General features: G+C 48.6%; 19 protein-coding genes. 5 read left to right on the plus strand and 14 right to left on the minus strand.

Annotation, left to right across the window (positions count from 1 at the left end; all coding sequences use genetic code 11):
* Positions 1-105 precede the first annotated feature (105 nt).
* From BLQ32_RS03090 to BLQ32_RS03140, 11 genes are all read right to left on the minus strand, one after another.
* Positions 106-789, minus strand: coding sequence for a DUF3169 family protein (locus BLQ32_RS03090; protein WP_074509053.1), 684 nt, complete (start codon positions 787-789; stop codon positions 106-108).
* Positions 786-992 (minus strand): helix-turn-helix transcriptional regulator, encoded by a 207-nt coding sequence (locus BLQ32_RS03095; RefSeq protein ID WP_074509054.1) that lies wholly within the window; start codon positions 990-992, stop codon positions 786-788. The genes BLQ32_RS03090 and BLQ32_RS03095 overlap by 4 nt, the downstream gene beginning before the upstream one ends.
* Before the next feature lie 184 nt (positions 993-1,176).
* The gene (locus BLQ32_RS03100; protein ID WP_074509055.1) at positions 1,177-1,461 is read right to left on the minus strand and encodes a PTS sugar transporter subunit IIB; all 285 of its coding nucleotides are present in this window, start codon (positions 1,459-1,461) and stop codon (positions 1,177-1,179) included.
* Entirely contained in the window at positions 1,462-2,844 is a 1,383-nt protein-coding gene (locus BLQ32_RS03105) for a PTS galactitol transporter subunit IIC (protein WP_074509056.1), read from the minus strand. It lies immediately after the preceding gene.
* 57 nt (positions 2,845-2,901) lie between these two features.
* Complete coding sequence (locus BLQ32_RS03110; RefSeq protein ID WP_175557062.1) at positions 2,902-3,351, minus strand: PTS sugar transporter subunit IIA; 450 nt, start codon at positions 3,349-3,351, stop codon at positions 2,902-2,904.
* Between the two features lie 218 nt (positions 3,352-3,569).
* A complete protein-coding gene (locus BLQ32_RS03115; RefSeq protein ID WP_074509058.1) occupies positions 3,570-4,649 on the minus strand; it encodes an ABC transporter ATP-binding protein in 1,080 nt (359 codons plus the stop codon).
* 4 nt (positions 4,650-4,653) lie between these two features.
* On the minus strand, positions 4,654-5,478 hold the full coding sequence (locus BLQ32_RS03120; protein ID WP_074509059.1) for an ABC transporter permease: 825 nt from the start codon (positions 5,476-5,478) through the stop codon (positions 4,654-4,656).
* Positions 5,478-6,362: an ABC transporter permease gene (locus BLQ32_RS03125; RefSeq protein ID WP_074509060.1), complete on the minus strand. Its 885-nt coding sequence runs from the start codon at positions 6,360-6,362 to the stop codon at positions 5,478-5,480. Before BLQ32_RS03125 ends, BLQ32_RS03120 begins: the two co-directional genes overlap by 1 nt.
* Positions 6,346-7,593 (minus strand): ABC transporter substrate-binding protein, encoded by a 1,248-nt coding sequence (locus tag BLQ32_RS03130; RefSeq protein WP_074509061.1) that lies wholly within the window; start codon positions 7,591-7,593, stop codon positions 6,346-6,348. Before BLQ32_RS03130 ends, BLQ32_RS03125 begins: the two co-directional genes overlap by 17 nt.
* A gap of 28 nt (positions 7,594-7,621) precedes the next feature.
* Positions 7,622-8,245, minus strand: coding sequence for a TVP38/TMEM64 family protein (locus BLQ32_RS03135; protein WP_244890307.1), 624 nt, complete (start codon positions 8,243-8,245; stop codon positions 7,622-7,624).
* 38 nt (positions 8,246-8,283) lie between these two features.
* Entirely contained in the window at positions 8,284-10,167 is a 1,884-nt protein-coding gene (locus BLQ32_RS03140; RefSeq protein ID WP_074509063.1) for an FAD-dependent oxidoreductase, read from the minus strand.
* 163 nt (positions 10,168-10,330) lie between these two features.
* Here BLQ32_RS03140 and BLQ32_RS03145 point away from each other — a divergent pair, with 163 nt between their 5' ends.
* Complete coding sequence (locus BLQ32_RS03145) at positions 10,331-10,912, plus strand: CDP-alcohol phosphatidyltransferase family protein (RefSeq protein WP_074509064.1); 582 nt, start codon at positions 10,331-10,333, stop codon at positions 10,910-10,912.
* Positions 10,913-10,927: 15 nt separating this feature from the next.
* Complete coding sequence (locus tag BLQ32_RS03150; protein WP_074509065.1) at positions 10,928-12,016, plus strand: FAD-dependent oxidoreductase; 1,089 nt, start codon at positions 10,928-10,930, stop codon at positions 12,014-12,016.
* A 99-nt stretch (positions 12,017-12,115) separates the two neighbouring features.
* Here the strand turns inward: BLQ32_RS03150 and BLQ32_RS03155 are convergent, their stop codons facing one another.
* From BLQ32_RS03155 to BLQ32_RS03165, 3 genes are all read right to left on the minus strand, one after another.
* Positions 12,116-12,496: a VOC family protein gene (locus BLQ32_RS03155; RefSeq protein ID WP_074509066.1), complete on the minus strand. Its 381-nt coding sequence runs from the start codon at positions 12,494-12,496 to the stop codon at positions 12,116-12,118.
* 133 nt (positions 12,497-12,629) lie between these two features.
* Entirely contained in the window at positions 12,630-14,150 is a 1,521-nt protein-coding gene (locus tag BLQ32_RS03160) for a malate:quinone oxidoreductase (protein ID WP_036810979.1), read from the minus strand.
* A 376-nt stretch (positions 14,151-14,526) separates the two neighbouring features.
* Complete coding sequence (locus BLQ32_RS03165; RefSeq protein ID WP_074509067.1) at positions 14,527-15,024, minus strand: LURP-one-related/scramblase family protein; 498 nt, start codon at positions 15,022-15,024, stop codon at positions 14,527-14,529.
* 206 nt (positions 15,025-15,230) lie between these two features.
* On the opposite strand from BLQ32_RS03165, the gene BLQ32_RS03170 reads away from it, so the two are divergent.
* From BLQ32_RS03170 to BLQ32_RS03180, 3 genes are all read left to right on the plus strand, one after another.
* On the plus strand, positions 15,231-15,800 hold the full coding sequence (locus BLQ32_RS03170; protein WP_074509068.1) for a YdeI/OmpD-associated family protein: 570 nt from the start codon (positions 15,231-15,233) through the stop codon (positions 15,798-15,800).
* Positions 15,801-16,055: 255 nt separating this feature from the next.
* On the plus strand, positions 16,056-17,237 hold the full coding sequence (locus tag BLQ32_RS03175) for a glycerate kinase family protein (protein ID WP_074509069.1): 1,182 nt from the start codon (positions 16,056-16,058) through the stop codon (positions 17,235-17,237).
* A 1-nt stretch (position 17,238) separates the two neighbouring features.
* Positions 17,239-18,687: an SLC13 family permease gene (locus BLQ32_RS03180; RefSeq protein WP_244890308.1), complete on the plus strand. Its 1,449-nt coding sequence runs from the start codon at positions 17,239-17,241 to the stop codon at positions 18,685-18,687.
* Positions 18,688-18,998 lie beyond the last annotated feature (311 nt).

Below are 18,998 nucleotides of genomic sequence, written 5' to 3' on the forward strand. Positions count from 1 at the left end.
CCCATCCTCTTTTAAATAAACACCTGGCCTAATACTAACACACGGAAAAGGTTGATTTTAAAAGCACCAACTGCATGTGCTACGCCGTCGCTGCTTCTTTTCAATTTATATTTTATTGCGGATCGAGAAAGTGTATTGGACGTTGGCGATGATCAGAATAAGCGCAACGACGAAAATCGCGAATAATTGAGAAACCCCAGTGCTGACGGAGTAGATCATCAACAAAAGCAACGCTATAAATAAAGCAAGATTCATGGTGTTATGTGTACGGTACAGGCCTTCCAACATGACGTGCCGTTCTCCTTCATCTGAAACCGCCAGTAACTTCTTGGCGTAATCCTTCTCCCCTGGTTTTGGCAAGTCGCGTTCTGGATAAATCAACTTGATCAGTCCCGGGGTGATGATCGAAATCACGATAGCACCGATCAATGTTGCACCGGCTGCCACCACCACCCATATTGGCTGTTCGGTAATAACGGCAATTGCTGTAGCCACCACACTGAGCACCATTGCCACAACGGAACCTAAAGTGATGTCACTGAAGCTTTTGTATTGTTTCGAATCAAGTTCGTCTTCTTCTTCGCCTCTTAACTGAAGCTTTGCTTTTCTCTTAACCCGTTGGATGGTCACCATAGTAAAAACCAGCAGCAATACAGCAATTCCGGTTATAAACAGCGTCAGTTCCAATCCGAAAATTGAAAAATCACTCGTGAAGTCCAAGGACAATGCAAAATACATTCCAAAAAAGCCCACGATTCCGCCAACCAGTGTTTGAAAGATTTGTTTCATTCCACTTCCTCCTCTGTGAATATAAAAATATTTTCAATCGGCTCATTAAAAATTTTGGCAATCCGGACGGCAATAAGCAAAGAAGGTATAAATTCTTCCCGTTCAATCAAGCTAATGGTCTGTCTGGAAACTTTCGCCCGTTTCGCCAGCTCTGTCTGATTAAGTCCATCGCGTGCACGCAATTCCTTCAATCTCGTTCTCATAAGCTCACCTCTTAACAGAAGTGTATAATATACCTTTCAATTTGACAAGTATATTTGTCAAAAAGACCAGTATGTTTGTCATAGAGATATATAAAATAGCCTCTTATTCTTTCGTCTAAATGCATTCACTAAAGAATCCATCAACGAATAATAAGAGGCTATCGTTTGTTCTGCGTTTTTTATTTTATCGCTTAATCTCTGCCAATACCTTTTCATACATGGTGTCAATGCCGATGCCCGTCAGAAGCGGAACGCCGTCAATAACTTTGTCGCGGATTTTATCCGGCACCAATGTGGTTGACAGCACCACATCGTATTCATCGATCCGGTTGATTTCGTCGCTGACCTTGGACTGGTAAATCTTCACTTCCTTGCTTAAGTTGTTTTCTTTCAACCATTCTTCCACTTTGCCTTTTACAACGGTCGATGTCGCAATGCCCGTTCCGCACATAATCAATAATTTTTTCATTTAAACCCTCTTCCCTTCCACTGTTTCATTTTCATCTTTCAGTTTTTCTGTATTTGGATGATCGCGTCTCGGCTTGATCTTGTTCTGGTAAATCAAGCCGAACAGAATGAGCAAGCCGAGTGCCGACATGCCGTACCAGCTGAGAATTTTCGGAATCCATACGAATAGGAAGGTCGTCCATACCGCTCCGTCAATCAACGAGGAAATGCTGGTGTTCTCTCCCATATCGAAGTTGGAAGCGATGGCCGCTTCTGTAAACAGCGGCGCAATCCAAGTGGCAATATACAAACCGATTCCGATATAGACAGCGCCTCCGATAACGGTTCGGATGATGTTCCCTCTGAAAATCGGTACCATCAAGCAAATCAGGAATGGAATCGAGGCCAGATCAGCAAACGGCAGCACCGAGTTCCCAGGCAGCAGCACCGCCAGGAAAATCGTAATCGGAATCAGCAATAACGCCGATGACAAAACTGCCGGATGGCCGATTGCCAGGGCACTGTCCATGCCGATGTACAAATCTCGGCCCGGGAAGCGCTTTTTAACAAATGCGCCCGCTGCTTCAGACACGGGAGTTAATCCTTCCATCAACAGCGCCACCATGCGCGGCAACAATACCATGACGGCACCGGTCTGGATGGCGAGTTGCAGGATGCCCGGAATGTCATAACCGGCCAGGATCCCAATCAGGATCCCAATCAGCACCCCGATGATCGTCGAATCCCCTAAAATGCCGAGCCGTTTCTGAATGGTTTCCGGATCTGCCTCCAGTTTATTGAAACCCGGAATCCGGTCAAATACCCAGTTCATCGGAATCGCCAGAAAAGCCGACGGCGCAGAAGTCCCGTGCGGAAACGTGATGTTCTGGAAGCCGTAAAAGCGTTCAATGTATTTGGCCAATACATCCGCCATAAGATACAGCAGCAGCAAATGCACAATGATGGTCAGGATGCCGAGCCAAAAATCGTTCGTCAAAGCGTAAACCAGCGAACCGGTTAATGCGACGTGCCAGAAGTTCCAAATGTCGACGTTCAAGGTTTTCGTCAAACCGAACGTCAATAATAGGATATTGACGCCGACGCCAAGCGGAATTGCCAGACTGCCGAGAGACGTTCCATACGCAATCGCTGCAGCTGCTGGCCAACCGACATCGATTGTGCTCAAGTTAAACCCGAAATTGTCGACCATCGCCTGAGCTGCCGGCCCGAGGCTGTCCACCAGCAACCCGATGACCAGGTTGATTCCGACAAACCCGATGCCGACAATAATCCCGGCACGGAGTGCTTTCCCCGGTTTTGTTCCCAGAGCCAGTGCAAAAATGAAAATTAAGATTGGCAGTAAGACTGTGGCACCCAGATCAACAAACCATTGCAGAAACCCCATCGTGTTCCCTCCTTAATTCAATTTTTTTGCGTTCTACCCTTTTTTTGCGATTCACTTCTACTCCTTGCTTGCGACCAGTCCATTCAGTTCCTCTGCATCTTTCACGCCCGCTAATTGGGACACGGTTTCCGGATCCTGGAATAAGCCGACCAGCTTTTGCAGCGTCTCCAATTGGTCCGCCGGGTTTTTCAACGCCAGCATAAACACCAGCTTCACTTCCACTTCCACATCTCCCTGCCCCATGGCCGTAAACCTCACCGGATTTTTCAAGGATGCAAAAGCGATTTTCGATTCGTTGACCATATCTCCATCGGTATGTGGAATCGCAACCCCGTAAGGCTGAGTCGGCAAACCTGTCGGGTAGGACGCTTCCCTCTGAAGGACACTGCCTACAAACCCTTTTTTTACAAATCCTTTATCCAGCAGTTTGTTTCCGAGCAGTTCCAGCACTTCTTCCTTGGAAGCCGCATCCACGTTGATCAACGCCAATTCTTTGTCTAATTTCACGTTCACTCCCCCTCCTATTCGTGTAAATCAGCGCAGTGCTTCTAAAAATGTTCCGTCCGCTTACAATTGTTCCAGCACGGCACATTTGATGTCACTTACATTATAAAAGCGCTTTCAAAAATAAGCAATAAACATTTGCAATATTTAAAAAATGATAAATATAAAAAGGGTTCCTTCTGCTTTAATTCAAGAAGGATCCCTTTTTGTGGTTCTGAAGTTTATTGTGCCACCCAATACATGTCTTTTAAATCCACTGCCAACGGAACGGTCTGGCCCCTTGAAATGCTTTGCACTTGCTGGCCGGAAAGGCTGCATTCAAGCTCCAGGCCGCCCATCTCTACTTTGCATGTATAAAATCCGTGGTTGAACCGCAGGCTTTGGACAATGCCTTCAAAATTCCACCGGTCTTTACGGACAGTTTGGGCATTGCTGTTCATCAGCTGCAGCGTTTCTGCCCGAAGAATCAAAAAAGCCGGTCCGGTCAAGCCGGCTTCTGCAGCTGGAAAATCAACGCCGGCGGATGTTGCTGCAAACCGGCCTTCCGAGATGGCGCCCGGAATGATATTTTTCATCCCTAAGAACGAGGCAACTTTTGTGCTGGCGGGCTGTTCGTACAGCTCTTTAGCCGTGCCGACTTGCAGCAGTTCTCCTTCGCTCATGATCCCGATGCGGTCTGACAGATGAAACGCTTCTTCGCGGTCATGGGTCACAAAAACCACTGTGACCCGGAGCTCTTTCTGGATGCGCCCGAGCAACTCCCTCATCTCTTCGCGGAGGCTTGGGTCCAGCGCACTGAACGGCTCATCCATCAGCAACAGACGGGGATTCGTGACAAGAGCCCGTGCCAGCGCTACCCGCTGTTGCTGGCCGCCACTCAATTCATTTGGAAAACGGCGGCCGTATCCTTCCAGACCCACACGGGAAAGCATATTTCGGGCGCGTTCGATGCGCTCTTTTTTGCCGGACTTCTGCATTTTCAGGCCAAAGGCGACATTGTCTTCCACGGTCATATGCGGAAAGAGCAGCGGCTGCTGAAAGACCATGGCGAACTTTCGAGCTTCCGGCGGCACCCTCGTTAAATCAGCATCCCCCATCCACAATTCTCCTTTGTCGGCTTCGAGCAATCCTGCTACTAATTTCAACAGCGTCGTCTTGCCGCAGCCGGAAGGGCCAAGCAAGGAGAAGAATTCGCCTTCTTGGATGGCCAAATCAACCGGCTTCAAGGAAAACGCACGGCTTCCGGTCTGCTGAAGCGATCCGTATTGTTTTTCGATATTGACGATGCGCAGTTCACTCACGTTTTCACTCCTCTACGGTTTTTCCCGCCGCCGTTTTCTTATTGCGGTAATATCTTTTCAATGCGAAATCCAGTCCCATTAAAGTTCCAATCGCCATGGCGGCAAACAGCAGCGAATAAGCTGAAGCGATCGCCGGGTCTCCGCCGCTGATAAATGGAAACAGCAGAATCGGCAAAGTCACCACCCGGCCGCTGCCGATGATAAACGTGATCAAATACTGGCTTAAGGAAATCAGGATGCTCAAACTGGCACCCGCTGCAATTCCCGGCAGCAAATGCGGCAGCACGACGTGGTAAAATCGGGAAAATGCGCCCGCGCCAAGCATCCGCGCCTGGTCCTCCCAGTCGGTTGACAAGGTGTTGTAGCTGATGATGACTGACCGCACGACATACGGCAAGGTTGGGGAAATATGGGCCAGGACAACCCCTAAGATGGTCTCGGTCAATCCAATCCGCAAAAACGTCAGATGGATTCCCATGACCGCAACAAATGGCGGAATGACAATCGGCGCAAAAAGGATGGCTTCCACCAGCCACTTCCCTTTTATCTGATAGCGGGCCAGGGCATTGGCAGCAGGTACGGCAAGCACTACATTAACGGCGGTTACAATAAGCGCAATTGACAAACTCACACCGATTGCCCGCAAGGTATCCGAACTGCCGAACAGCACGTACTCCCATGCCCGCAGGCTGAACGATTCCGGCAAGACATTTGGCCATTGCCAGCCATAAGAGATGCTGGACAAGACCAATGGGACAAATGGGAAAACGATGAAGACAAACAGGAATAGGAACAAGAAAGCTTTTATAAAGCGCGGAAAGCCTTTCATCAATCCCACCCCTTCAGCACATTCCAGCGTTTGCTGAAGTAATAGACAACCAGCCCCAACAGAACAGTCAATGCCGCTAAAATGATATTGACCGCCAGCGCTTCCGGCCGGTCAGCCAGCGTACCGCTTGTATACAGCTGGTACGAATACACCGGCAGGACGCTTGGATACGTGACGCCCAATAAAAAAGGAACTTCAAATGCCGAAAAAGTAAAAACGAACACAATGAATGTGGCAATGGTCCAAGCCGGCATCATCACCGGCAATACGATGTCACGGATAAAATCCCAATTCCCTGCCCCGAAAACCCGCGAAACATCCCGCCAGGAGCGGTGAATCCGTGCCAAAACCGGATACACCATCAACGAGACGAACGGAGCTTCTTTCCAGGCATATGCCAAAATAATGCCCCAGCCAAACGAATCGTTGACCAGCACAGGAAAATCCGTTATTTCACCGATCCAGCCAGCGGATGCTGCCAGTTTCGACAAAAAGCCGCTTTGCATAAACAATAAAACAATAATATAGCCTCCCACGAGATGCGGAATCGTCAGAGGCAATTGAAAGAGGCGCTGCCAAAACCGGGAGCTCCGGCCTTTTTCAGAAGCCTGCAGCATAAACAGCGAAACCGCCATCGCTGCTCCTAAAAGAGCGGCAATCACTGAAGACAATGCAGCAATTCGCAAAGTGACGGCTAGGGAATCCCAAAATGCCTCAGAATTCAGCAGATCGTTGTACGCAGCAATTCCAAAACTGGTTTCGCCGAGTGCCGGGAAGTAGCCAAGGCTTTTCAGGAAACCATCAAAAAGCCCTCCAAAAAACAGGAGGACGATGGCTGCGACGGCTGGAAACAGCAAGAGATAAGGTTTAATCTTTTGCGACATTTTCCATCCATCCTTTTTCGATGATCTCGATATAATCGGATGAAAGTTCAGGGAGGCGCTTTTGTTCCAATTCTTCTATTGGCAGTGTCGCAGCACCTAAATCTACATCATTTAGTGCTTGCTGCTGTTCTGCAGACAACTTTTCAAAATCCAAGGCGGATAAATCGCCCCAGTTTTTAGGGGACAGTTTCGCCGTCTGTGCTTCAGGCGACATCATTTCATTGATGGCCACCATCGCACCCGCTTTTTGGGAGGAATTGAACGGAATCGACAAATAATGAGTGTTTGCCAATGTCCCGCCGTCAAGTACATACGTGCGGGTCGATTCAGGGAATCGGCCTTTCAGAACTTCACTGGCTGCAAGCGCCGGGTCGTAACTCATGGTCATCCATACTTCACCGCTTGCAAATAATTGCTCCTGTTTTGCCAGGCTTTCCGGATAGGTTTCGCCTTTGCGCCACAAATAAGGTTCAATGCCATTCAAATACTGCCACATCGGTTCCAGGCGCGTTTCCAAGTCGGCTATTTCCGCTGCCGGCTGCTGGTACTGCTCATGCCCTCCTGTGGTTTCGTAAAGCACATGGCGGATAAATGCACTGCCTGTAAAATCCGGCAAAGCCGGATATGTGAATTTCCCCGGATTTTCTTTTGCCCATGCGGCCAGTTCTTCCATCGATTTTGGCGGATTTTTCACTTTGTCTTCATCATAGACGAGGACAAATTGGGCTTTTCCCCAAGGCGCTTCCAAACCTTCTACAGGCTCGCCAAAATCGGCTGCGACTTCAGGCGCCTCCGGGTCGATGTAATCCTGGAAGTTGGGCAATTGGCCGGTGAAATTTCCCCACAACAAGCCATTGTCTTTGGCGGCTTTGAAATTTTCGCCGTTGATCCAGATGATATCCATGCTGCCTTCGGTCTTGTCTGCTGATTTTTCGTCCACCAATTGATTGACGAAGTCCTGGGCATCATTCACCGGTACCCGGTTCAACTCAACGTCATGCTCTTCCTGAAGGCGCGGAGCCACCCATTCATCCAAGTAGCGGTTGATGTTTTCATTTCCGCCCCACATATACATATTGACTTCCTGCCCCGCCGCCTCTTCGGTGACGTTTTTCCAGTCGCTTTTCAGCAGACTGTCCGCTTCTTCCGCTGCGCTGTTTCCCGTTTCATTGGAGCAGGCAGCAAGCACGAGCACCAGCAATCCTGAAGCCATCAGTGAAATTTTCTTCATTCGTCCACTTCCTATGTTCTTTGATAAATTACGTTTTGCTTGCCGAGTTATTGAGGCGGCTACGCCGCTTCTGCACTGCAAGCGGAATGCCCGCCACAATACTAAAGACTATGATGCCCAGGATCACCATTTTCGGGTTGCCGCTGATAAAACTGCTGCCTAAAAAATTCAAAGCAAAAGTCCCCGGAATGATGCCGATGATTGTTGCCAGTGCAAACGAGCTGAAGCGGACTTTTGCAACGCCAGCCGCATAACTGACCAAGTCAAAACTCAATCCCGGAAACAGCCGGAACAGCAGGACATAAAAAAAGCCGTTCTGTTCCATCTGGGACTGGATTTTCCCGGTGTTGCCCGTCCACTTTCCCTTGCCCAGGCCGGCGCCCAATTTTCGGGCCACGAAAAACGACAGAAACGCCCCCAGCGACGCGCCGAGAACGGTGTAGAGGGTGCCCATCCAAGCGCCGAAGGCCAAGCCTCCGGCGAGGGACAGGATTGAAGCTGGAAAGAACAGCAAAGGCCGGATGGTGTATGCCGCAATGTAAATGACGGGTGCCCATAGCCCGAACGACAAGATCCAGCTGCGAAGGCTGTCCACGTCAAACTGAAGAACCGAACGGCTAAACCAGACCGCCAAACCCACGGCAACAGCCACCAGCAGCCATTTTCCCGCCTTTACAGCCCTATTCATATTCACGCGTTGCGGGTATGCGTTGAAATGCCGATATAGCGGTTTCTCATTTCATTATAACGCTTGCGGTTGACTCCGGCATCTGAGTAGCCGACCCGTGAAGCGGACCGGAATTCGATTTGCTGGGCTGCGTCGTTAAAATAGAATTCAATATCGTCTTTGAACTTCAATCCTTTCGATTTTGCAATCGCATGGACGTAGTTCTCTTGAACTTGAACAATCGAGACGCCTTCATAGCCTTTCAGCATGCCGATCAAGTTTTTCTTCGCCTCTTCCTTGCTGCCATTGTAAGGCCAGGCCGGAACAAATTTGTCCGATTTGGCGGATTGGGAAGAAACCGCGTTCGGTGTCGATGGAACTGGTTTTAAGCGGCCGTTTTCGACGCCCAATTTCGGCTGGGCATTGTTTTTGATGGCCATGTTCGCAATGCCGATGCCGGCTGCTGCAACCGTTCCATAGATTCCTATTTTTTTCGCAGGCAGTTCCCCGGCTTTTGCCTTGTTGAAGGTTTTCACGACCGGCTGGTTCAATAGATTGTCGACATAGACTTTCTTGCCGATTTTCACCAGTACTTCGCTGTAGGTCGGATATGGATGGATGACTCCTGATAATTTGCCCATGTTGATGTTCAGCGACTTGATGGTCTGGATTTGGCTGATGATTTCACCCGCACGGTCCCCCAGAATGCTGGCGCCCAAGATATAGCCCTTTTTATCCAAAATAATTTTCACTTTGCCGATGCTGTCTTTTTTCGTATTCGCCCGGTCCAAGTCAGCGTATTCGTGTTCATAAACGCGGATCGAATCGCCGTGTTTCTCCCGTGCTTCTTCTTCTGACAAGCCGGATCTGCCCAGTTCCGGATCCGTGTATGTACACCATGTGACATGCTCGTAATCCATTTTTTTATTGATTGGCAAAATGGCATTTTGTGTGGCTGTAATGCCTTGCACATTGGCCATATGTGACAACTGGTAAGGGCCGACCACATCACCGATGGCATAGACCCCTTTGGCGGTCGTCTCCAGATGTTCATCCACTTGGATGCTCTTCGAATCGTATTGGACACCCGCTTTTTCCAGGTCATATCCTGTGACATTCGCCTTGCGGCCAAGTGCTACGAGCAAGCCTTCTCCGGAAACGGTCATTTCTTTGCCGTCTTTTTCAATGACCAAATCGATGCGGCTGCCTTCTTGATTCGCTTTCACAGCGGTAGCTGACGTATGGATGGCTACGCCTTCATCAACCAGGCGCTGCTGGATCATCAAGACCAATTCCTCTTCGTCTTTCGGCAATATCCGTTCAAACTTCTCAACAAGCGTCACTTTAATGCCTAAACGGTTCAAGGCCTGCGCCATTTCGACGCCAATCGCGCCTCCGCCGAGAATGGTCATCGATTCCGGGAAAGACTTTTGCTTAAATATGGTTTCATTCGTTAAATAAGATACTTTGTCGAGTCCTTTGATTGGCGGAACCATCGGAGATGAACCCGTGGAAAGGATGATTTTCTTCGCTTCGATGCGCTCTCCGTTGACTTCCACTGCGTGTGGACTCACAAATTTCGCGTATCCATTGATAAAATCGATGCCGGATTTCTTCAGCACTTCGGGAGATTCGCCTGAGTATACTTTTTGGATGATATCCTGGATGTCTTTTAATACGGCCGAGGTATCGACTTTTAAATCCGGGGTATATTTTTTGGCGTGGTGAACTTCTTCCGCGATATTGATCAGCGACTTGCTAGGAATACAACCTGACCACGTACATTCGCCGCCTGGCAGGTTTTTGTCGATCAAGACGACTTTTTTGGAAAAGCCCGCTCCTGTAAATGCTGCTGTCAGTCCGGCTGCACCGGCTCCTATTACTGCGATATCATACTTCTTTGCCATGTTTATCATTCCCTTTCTGTTTGTGGAATTTTATATTGTAGAACCATCAATCACGTTGCCGTGTTTTAACGCCCTGCTATTCCAACGCACAAGCGCGATAGCAGGATTGAAAGCCGAACCTGTTATATACTGGACCTATCTTATTAACGAAAAGGTGAAGCAGATGCTCGATACACATGCCCGAAAACACGTGCAGCCAGTGGTGGAAAAAACAGCTGATTTCCTTTTGAAAAGGGGATTTACTGCCAATAGCATAACAAAAATCGCCTTCGTAATCGGGGTATCTTCAGGAGCTTTCATTTACTTGGACCAGCCGGTTCTGGCGGTGCTCGTTCTGTGGCTCTCCGGTTACCTCGATGTCGTCGATGGCACCATGGCACGGAAAACCAAACCTTCCCCTTGGGGCACTTTGCTGGATATCAGCTTTGACCGCCTCGTGGAACTGAGCGTCATTATCGGACTGGCATTCCGTTTTCCGGATTCAATGTGGGCGCTGCTGCTTTTGAGCGCTTCCATCGTCGTTGCCATGACCGTTTTCCTGACAGTCGGCGCCTTGTCTGATAAAAAAGGAATGAAATCTTTTTACTACCAGGCCGGGCTTGCTGAAAGAACAGAAGGTTTTATACTGTTTACCCTAATGATCGTTTTTTCAACATATTTAACGACATTTACGCTGCTTTTTTTAGCGGTCCAGATATTCACGATTGGCCAGCGCATGGCAGAAGCTAGACGGCTTTTAAAGTAAAGGAGAGGTCAAAGGATGAAGACATTAACGCTGGTTGGAGGCGGACATGCCCATTTGCATTGCCTGGAGCAGTTGAAAAAAGAGCCGCAAAGAGACTGGCGGGTCGTCCTGATTTCCCCTTCCCGCCATCAGTATTATTCCGGCATGTTTTCAGGCTATGCAGAAGGCATTTACCGATTGGACGACATCCGGATCGATCTGCAAAAACTTTGTGAACAAGCAGGGGCAATCTTTATCAAAGACCGGATTGCGGGTGTCGACAGCCACAATAAAAGACTGGCCGGAACAAAAGGTGTTTACCCGTTTGATGTGGCATCGTTCGATGTTGGATCACAGAACGATATTCCGGCTGAATTGGCTGAGCGGGTATCCGAGATCAAACCGAATTACCGGTTTCCGGAAGCTTTGTTGAAGTTCCGGGAAGCCGCTTATCCGGTGATTGCCGGCGGAGGGGCTTCCGGAGTCGAAATGGCGTTTTCCGTGTTAGCCTGGAGAAAAAAGAACGGCTTGCTGCCCAATGTCTCTTTGTTCAGTTCCTCTTCTTTGCTGCCTGGCCACGGGGCAATGGCTGCCCAAAAAATTGAAGCGATCGCCAGGCGAAAAGCCTTGCCTTTTTTCACGGACGAACGAATTGAATCGGTTGATGAACACTCCGTATCGACCCAAAGCGGCCGAACCTACCCGCAATCGGATCTGCTCTGGCTAACCGGCCCGAAAAGCCCCGGCTTTTTCAAGCGTTCCGGTTTGACGACAGATGCCGGCGGCTTTCTGCTCGTCAACGACTCCCTGCAGAGCCTGTCACATCCAGACCTTTTTGGCGCCGGCGACTGCATTGCCATTGACCGCTATCCTGCGCTGGCTAAAAACGGCGTCTATGCAGTCCGCCAAGGCCCCGTGCTTTGGAATAACTTGAGAAACCAGTTAGGCGGAAAACAATTGGCTGTTTTCACGCCCCAGAAAAACTTCTTATCACTCTTGTCTACAGGCGGGGGTGAAGCTTTTCTAATGTACGGCAAACGGGCTGTCCACGGAAAACTGCCTTGGCTGCTGAAACAGCGGATCGACCAAAAGTTCATGCAGCGCTTTAAAAGACTTTATGAATAACCCAAGCCCTCTTTATAGAAAAGCAAAGAACGTTCGCCCTGGTTTCCAATCCTCAGCGAACGTTCTTTTTGTCCTTTTTTCACTTATAAATTCTTTGCGCTATGCCTTTTTCTCCATCACTGCAAAATAATTCTCTTCCCGGTCGGCGAAATTGAACACACGGCCAAATGGCATCTCATCGATTTCACCAACGGTAATGCCCTGTTCCGACAGGCGGCTATGCAACTGATCGAGCTTGTCCGTATAAAACATCAGCGAAGGCGTTCCCAGGTTCAAGCCTGGCGACATGCTCGCGACAGCTTCTTTGTTATGCAGAACAAGCGTTGTGCCAGCTCCGCTATTCGGCGCAACTTCAACCCATCTCATGCCCCCTGTCGCCTGTTCTGCAACCACTTGAAAACCGACTGTCTCCGTCCAAAACCGTTTAGCCTCCTCCTGGTCATTGACATACAGCATCACTTGCCCAAGTTTATCGATCACTGGTTTCCCTCCTTCATTAATTAAACATGTATATATCCCGAATATTAAAACAATTCATCGTCCATGTAAACAACTTCTCGATGAATAAAAAAAGAACCTCCATCCCGAAAAGGAATGAAGGTTCATTTGCGTATTAGTTGCTTAGTACTTCTTCTTTCGCCATCGCTTCAAGTTCGTCTTTCAACTGAAGCGTCTCAGCGGTTGTTTTGTGGACTTCACGGAGAAGTGCCGGATTTTCCATCAACGAAACGCCGTAAGATGGAATCATTTCTTTGATTTTCGGCTCCCAGCTGTTGATTTGTTCTGGGAAGCATTTTTCAAAAATCTCAAGCATCGCGTGCACAGCAGTTGAAGCACCTGGAGAAGCGCCAAGAAGCGCTGCAATCGATCCGTCTTCAGCTGTTACAATTTCCGTACCGAACTGAAGCGTTCCTTTGCCTTTGTCGGTGTCTTTGATGACCTGGACGCGCTGTCCAGCGACAACGACATCCCAATCTTCCACTTTGGCATTCGGGATGAATTCGCGCAGTTCTTCAACGCGCTTTTCATTCGACAGCAATACTTGCTGAACCAAATACTTGGTCAATGACATTTCTTTCGCTCCTGCCGCAAGCATCGTGAAGACATTGTTCGGTTTAACTGATCCGATCAAGTCCATGTTCGAGCCTGTTTTCAGGAACTTCGGAGAGAAGCCGGCAAACGGTCCGAACAACAAGGATTTTTTGTTGTCGATAAAGCGTGTGTCCAAGTGAGGAACGGACATTGGCGGAGCACCGAGCTTCGCTTTGCCGTATACTTTTGCATGATGCTGCTCGACGATTTCCGGATCTTTGCATACCAGGAACAGCCCGCTTACCGGGAAGCCGCCAATGTGCTTCGATTCAGGAATGCCTGTTTTTTGTAGCAATGGAAGGCTTCCGCCTCCGCCGCCGATAAATACGAAGTCCGCGTTATGGTATTTAATCTTATCGTCCGCCATATCGAGCACTTTAACTTCCCATTTGCCGTCGCCGCTGCGTTTGATGTCTTTTACCGTGTGGTTGTAATTGATCTCCACATCCTGCTCTTTCAAATGTTCAAAGAGCATTTTGGTCAAAGCACCGAAGTTGACGTCTGTTCCGGAGTCGATTTTTGTTGCAGCAATCGGCTCGTCTACCGTACGGCCTTCCATAATTAAAGGAATCCATTCTTTCAGTTTTTCAGGGTTATCGGAAAATTCCATTCCATGGAACAACGGGTTTTTCGACAAGGCTTCAAAACGTTTGTTCAGGAAGCTCACATTGTCTTCTCCCTGCACCAAACTCATATGCGGAATAGACATGATGAAATCCTGCGGGTTGGCAATGCGTTTGTTTTTCACAAGGAAAGACCAGAACTGTCTTGAAAGCTGGAACTGCTCGTTGATATTGATCGCTTTTTTGATCTCAACGGTGCCGTCCTCTTTCTCTGGCGTATAGTTCAGCTCGCAAAGTGCAGCGTGGCCGGTACCGGCGTTGTTCCATTCGTTAGAACTTTCTGCTCCTGCCTGTTCAAGCTTTTCAAATACTTTGACGTTCCATTCCGGTGCCAATTCTTTAATCATTGATCCCAAAGTGGCACTCATAATTCCAGCACCGATTAAAATAATGTCTTTCTTATTTTGTTGGTTGCCCATTATAACCTTCCTTTTCTACTCTATTGTTGGCAGATCAGATGCAAATCTTCCGGGTCAGGAACTTGTCCAAAAATCCGAAAATGGCCAAAAACCGCACCTTTTCTGTCTTTATACTAACTATATCACAGTGAATGGTTATTATTTACGTATTCAAACATCCTCTATTATACGTGATTTAGATAAAAAAGTCCTTATAGAATGCTTGAAAAACAGACGAAAAAGGCCCTCTCGCAGAGCGCCTTCTTCAATCATTGCCTTCTGTTTTCCGCTGGAACCAAAAAGATTCCAGCAAGCTCGGTCTGTCAAAATTTAAAAGTTCCAGCTTGGTCGTTGTTTTAGCTGCCTGGCACTCAAAAAAACTGCTTCAACCCTCCTCTTACGTCGCAGCTGCCGAAGAAGCTGCCGCCTGATCGGATTTGACGCAGTCAATGGCAACAACCAGCGCAATTACTGCAGTCTCCATTTCTTCGTCCAATACCTGCACTTTATAGCTGTCGCCCCAAGTGAACCATTCCTTGCTCACTTGGCCAACTACTTCGCCGTTCTGCAGGATTTGAAAATCCATGTCCCACCAATTCCCCTGGACATCCAAGCCTGCCCCTTCAATTGTGTAGCGGGCCTTTAAGAAAGTGAATTCCTTCTTGATTGTCAGGGCTTCCCGGCCGTTCACTTCCACAAAAAACTTGGGAAGGAAACTGAAGGTTTTTTTCGTGATCAGGGCAACTTCGTCCCTCTTCGTGTTCAGGATGGAAAACGTCTTTGGAATCTGCAAAAAACTGCCTTCCACGTAATACACGTCCTGTTCCTGCTGATCTTTCACCGTAAATTTGCCGCTTAGGCTGAAGACTTTTTGCTTGATATAAAATTGTTTCATGGATGGCCCTCCTTTGGTGAGTTAATGGATAAAACTTGCCTACCTGCATTTCGAATAAATGGCCATGCTTTCGGAAGTCATACAAACGCTTATATTCCTATATACGGTTTGAATCCGGAAAAGCTTCATAATAATTAATATTTCTTAATAGATTTCCAGGCATTATACTAAAGGCAATTATTCCTTTCAGAAAGGATTGGTTCAAAATGGAAATCGAGAATTTGATCCACACAAAGACCCGGCAGGAACTGAGGGATTGGCTGGAGGCGAATGCAGCGACCGAGAAGTTTTGCTGGGTCGTGGTGAGCGTGGCTCCGCGCCCCGGCGTCATCCAGTATTTAGATGCCGTGGAAGAAGCCTTATGCTTTGGCTGGATCGACAGCACGAAAAAGCGCATATCGGACACGGAAGTGGCGCAAAGGCTTTCTCCGCGGAAGAAGAACAGCAACTTCACCGAGTTGAACAAAGAGCGAATCCGCAGGCTGGAGAAATTGGGCTTGATGAAAGAAGCAGGCTTGAACGTTCTCCCGGATATGCGCCCGGAATCGTTTGTGATCGACTCCGAAATCGAAGACCGTCTGAAACAAGACCCGCACGTATACCGGAACTTTCTCGGTTTCCCGGAACTGTACAGGTGGATCCGGATTGACACCATCCAGAGCTACCGGAATGAACCGGATGTTTTCAATAAAAAATTGGAAAAATTCATTGAAAATACGAAGGAAAACAATATGTATGGCCAGTGGAATGACAATGGCCGCTTGATCAACTATTAAATCCTGGCATTGAGAAAATTCACCGCCTCTCCAAATTTTTTATTGCCTCCCTATTCATCAAAAAGGCTTTTGCTTAAGCCTTTTTATTTTGGCTTTTTCTTCCTATAATGCCTTGTTGGAGAGGCCAGTGTATGTCTCCTTTACTTCTTCCTAATATTTCCCTAAATTCTACTCAAATTCTCATGCCATTCTCATAATTTTCTCATAATCTCAGGGTAACTTAGAGAGTATCAGAAGTTGAGGAGGAGTTTAGAGATGAAAATTGTCATTGTACCTTCAGGTTTTAAAGAGTGTCTGGATTCGGAAGATGTAGCGGCAGCCATGGAACGGGGCGTTAGACGGTTTGATCCATCAATCGAGACGGTTGTCATTCCGATGATTGACGGCGGGGAAGGGTTTGTCAAAACGATTATCCGCTTAAAAGGCGGCAACTTGGTGGAAAAGCAAGTGACAGGGCCCGTCGGCAAACCCATCAGCAGCTATTTCGGAGTCTACAAAGAACACGGCAAACAGATTGCAGTAATTGAAATGGCGGCGGTTGCCGGACTGAAACTTGTGCCACGCGATGAACGAAACCCGCTAAAAACGACCACTTACGGCGTCGGAGAATTGATAACGGCTACCCTTGACTATGGCGTTGACCGCATCCTGATTGGCTGCGGCGACTCCGGCACTTCAGACGGCGGAGCCGGCATGGCCCAGGCACTCGGCGTGCAATTTTTGGACAAGCACCAGCAACCTGTACACATCAAAGGCGGCGAAGATTTGTTGAAAGTGGAATCCCTTCTCACTGCGCATGTAGACAGGCGAGTGAAGGACATTCCGATTGACGTAGCATGCAATTGGCAGAACGTCTTATGCGGCGAAAGAGGCGTGGCGCGCGTGTTTGGACCGCAAAAAGGAGCCACACCGAAGCAGGTGGACCTTCTCTCTTCAGCATTGGAGCAATATGCCGGGGCCATCCAGCAAGCGACGGGGCTCGATGTCCGTACCTTGCCCGGCAGCGGCGCATCGGGCGGATTAGGGGCCGGCTTACTGGCATTTACCAACGCCGCCTTGCATCCCCGCTTTGAAATCATCATGGACTTTATCAACATCGACGAGGAAATTTCCACGGCCGATATCGTCTTTACAGCTGAAGGCAGCTTGGATTTCCAGACGCCGAACGGAAAAATCCCATCGGAAGTGGCGCGGATCGCCAAAATGAGCCATATTCCGGTGATTGCCTTGACCGGAACCATCGGTGAAGGCGCCGACCTCAATTACAAGGCGGGCATCGACGCTTACAGCTGCATCATCCAAAAACCGGTTTCTTTGGAACTGGCGATGAAAAACGCGCCGAAATGGATCGAGGAAAGCACCTATTCCGTGCTGCGGAAAGTCGCCATCGGCTGGCGCATGACCAATAAAGGCGGGTTGAAGAAGGTGTCCAGTTAATATGATGGAAGGATTGGAAAAACAACTCCACAAGAACCGGCTGTTCCTTTCCAGAGACCGCTTGTTTTCAAGGCCGGCTGTCCTCTCGGGCTTGCATTTGTTTTTCCTGGCAGCCATCTTGTTGGCCGACGGATTGGACTACCCGGCCAAAATTTCGTTATTCGCTTTTTTGTCGGCGATGGTTTTATGGGTAGCTACGAAAATCCCCGCTGGATTCGTCGCTGTTTCCCTTATTGCCTTCGTCATCCTGATGAATGCAGCAGAACCGGAACTTTTGTACGAATCGCTTTCCGAGGAAGTGGTGTGGCTTATGATCGGGTCGTTCATCATCGGCCAGGCCGTCAAAGAATCGGGACTCGCGGAACGCTTAACGTTCGTCCTGCTCCGTAAATCGAAGGAAAAAGGCCAGGTGCTTGCGGGCATCAGCGCTGTTTTGTTCGCCACCGTCTTTTTCATTCCATCCACTTCAGGACGCGCCGCACTCGCAATGCCGATCATCAATCAATTAAGCCAAAAATACACCGAAAAAGAACATCAGGTACTGGTTTTGTTGGCGCCCGTCGTCATCCTGATGAGCACATCCGCTACCTTGATCGGGGCAGGTTCCCACTTGATCGGCATCGGGCTCCTTGAAAGCACCGCCCAGCAATCCATTTCATTTATCCAGTGGTTCGTCTGGGGATTGCCGTTTGCCGCCGTGGCGACGCTTCTTTCCTTCCTGGCGGTAAAATGGCTGTTTTGGCCGAAACACGGGGAAAAACGATTGGAAAGTGAACAAGTTGTGGGCTCCTCCCTAGTGAAAAAGCAGCTGAAACCGATCGAGAAAAAGACGCTGATCCTGCTGGGTGCGTTGATCGTCTTTTGGATGACCGAAAACCTGCACGGTTACGACATTGCGTTTGTCGCAATGGTCGGCGCCATTCTGGTCATGGCGCCGAATTGCGGCGTCATCACCTGGAAACAAGGCATGAAATCCGTTTCCTGGAATTTGATTGTGTTTGTGGCCGCCGCTGCAGCGCTTGGGAAAATCTTAGTGGACACCGGCGTTGTGGAATGGCTCGAAGGAGGCATGGTGAACTTTCTGCAGTCGTTTACGGATGCACCGGAATGGCAAATCGTTTTCGTCATTCTGTTTGTATCGGTGACCAGCCATTTGTACATCACCTCCCATACGACCCGGGCCATTGTCTTTATCCCGGCGTTCTTACTGTTCAGCGAAGCGATCGGCGTCAACCCTTCTGCTGTGGTGTTCTTGAGTTTAATCGGCATGAACTATTGCGTGACGTTTCCGGTCAGCTCCAAAGCCTTGCTGCTGTTTTACGAAGATGAAGGCGTTTCATATGATGCCGGCAGCCTGGTCAAGCTGAGTGCCGTCTTGATGCCGCTCTATATCGCCCTGATGATGCTGTTTTATTTCACCTATTGGCAGTGGACCGGATTGCAACTGTAAAGAAAGACCCAAAACAGAGCCGTGCAGCACCGGCTCTGTTCTTTTTATGGGTTCGCGTGGATTCATTACGGCTGCAGCTTCTTTTTCACCTATTTTTTTTGCCAAGCCGGAACCTTTCTCTCAATTGCCATTTCCCACATGAGAACCCTTTCAGCAATTTGAAAATTAAAATTATTTTGAAATACTATAAATTACCATATGGGTGTTCGTGCTTTATTTTTGAAAATGCGGCAATCCTTGCTGTACAAGCGGATTGGACAAGTTATTAATTGGGTCCACTTTAATGTCAGGGTATCCTTTGACAAAAAATC

It is taken from the genome of Planococcus glaciei (genome assembly GCF_900099655.1).
Classification (GTDB): Bacteria; Bacillota; Bacilli; order Bacillales_A; family Planococcaceae; genus Planococcus; species Planococcus glaciei.

Coding starts and splice junctions, on each gene's coding strand:
- BLQ32_RS03160 (WP_036810979.1), bottom strand. CDS start 14,150: ATGGGCAACCAACAAAATAAGAAAGACATTATTTTAATCGGTGCTGGA.
- BLQ32_RS03170 (WP_074509068.1), top strand. CDS start 15,231: ATGGAAATCGAGAATTTGATCCACACAAAGACCCGGCAGGAACTGAGG.
- BLQ32_RS03095 (WP_074509054.1), bottom strand. CDS start 992: ATGAGAACGAGATTGAAGGAATTGCGTGCACGCGATGGACTTAATCAG.
- BLQ32_RS03125 (WP_074509060.1), bottom strand. CDS start 6,362: ATGTCGCAAAAGATTAAACCTTATCTCTTGCTGTTTCCAGCCGTCGCA.
- BLQ32_RS03090 (WP_074509053.1), bottom strand. CDS start 789: ATGAAACAAATCTTTCAAACACTGGTTGGCGGAATCGTGGGCTTTTTT.
- BLQ32_RS03140 (WP_074509063.1), bottom strand. CDS start 10,167: ATGGCAAAGAAGTATGATATCGCAGTAATAGGAGCCGGTGCAGCCGGA.
- BLQ32_RS03100 (WP_074509055.1), bottom strand. CDS start 1,461: ATGAAAAAATTATTGATTATGTGCGGAACGGGCATTGCGACATCGACC.
- BLQ32_RS03120 (WP_074509059.1), bottom strand. CDS start 5,478: ATGAAAGGCTTTCCGCGCTTTATAAAAGCTTTCTTGTTCCTATTCCTG.
- BLQ32_RS03150 (WP_074509065.1), top strand. CDS start 10,928: ATGAAGACATTAACGCTGGTTGGAGGCGGACATGCCCATTTGCATTGC.
- BLQ32_RS03130 (WP_074509061.1), bottom strand. CDS start 7,593: ATGAAGAAAATTTCACTGATGGCTTCAGGATTGCTGGTGCTCGTGCTT.
- BLQ32_RS03175 (WP_074509069.1), top strand. CDS start 16,056: ATGAAAATTGTCATTGTACCTTCAGGTTTTAAAGAGTGTCTGGATTCG.
- BLQ32_RS03145 (WP_074509064.1), top strand. CDS start 10,331: ATGCTCGATACACATGCCCGAAAACACGTGCAGCCAGTGGTGGAAAAA.
- BLQ32_RS03165 (WP_074509067.1), bottom strand. CDS start 15,024: ATGAAACAATTTTATATCAAGCAAAAAGTCTTCAGCCTAAGCGGCAAA.
- BLQ32_RS03180 (WP_244890308.1), top strand. CDS start 17,239: ATGATGGAAGGATTGGAAAAACAACTCCACAAGAACCGGCTGTTCCTT.
- BLQ32_RS03105 (WP_074509056.1), bottom strand. CDS start 2,844: ATGGGGTTTCTGCAATGGTTTGTTGATCTGGGTGCCACAGTCTTACTG.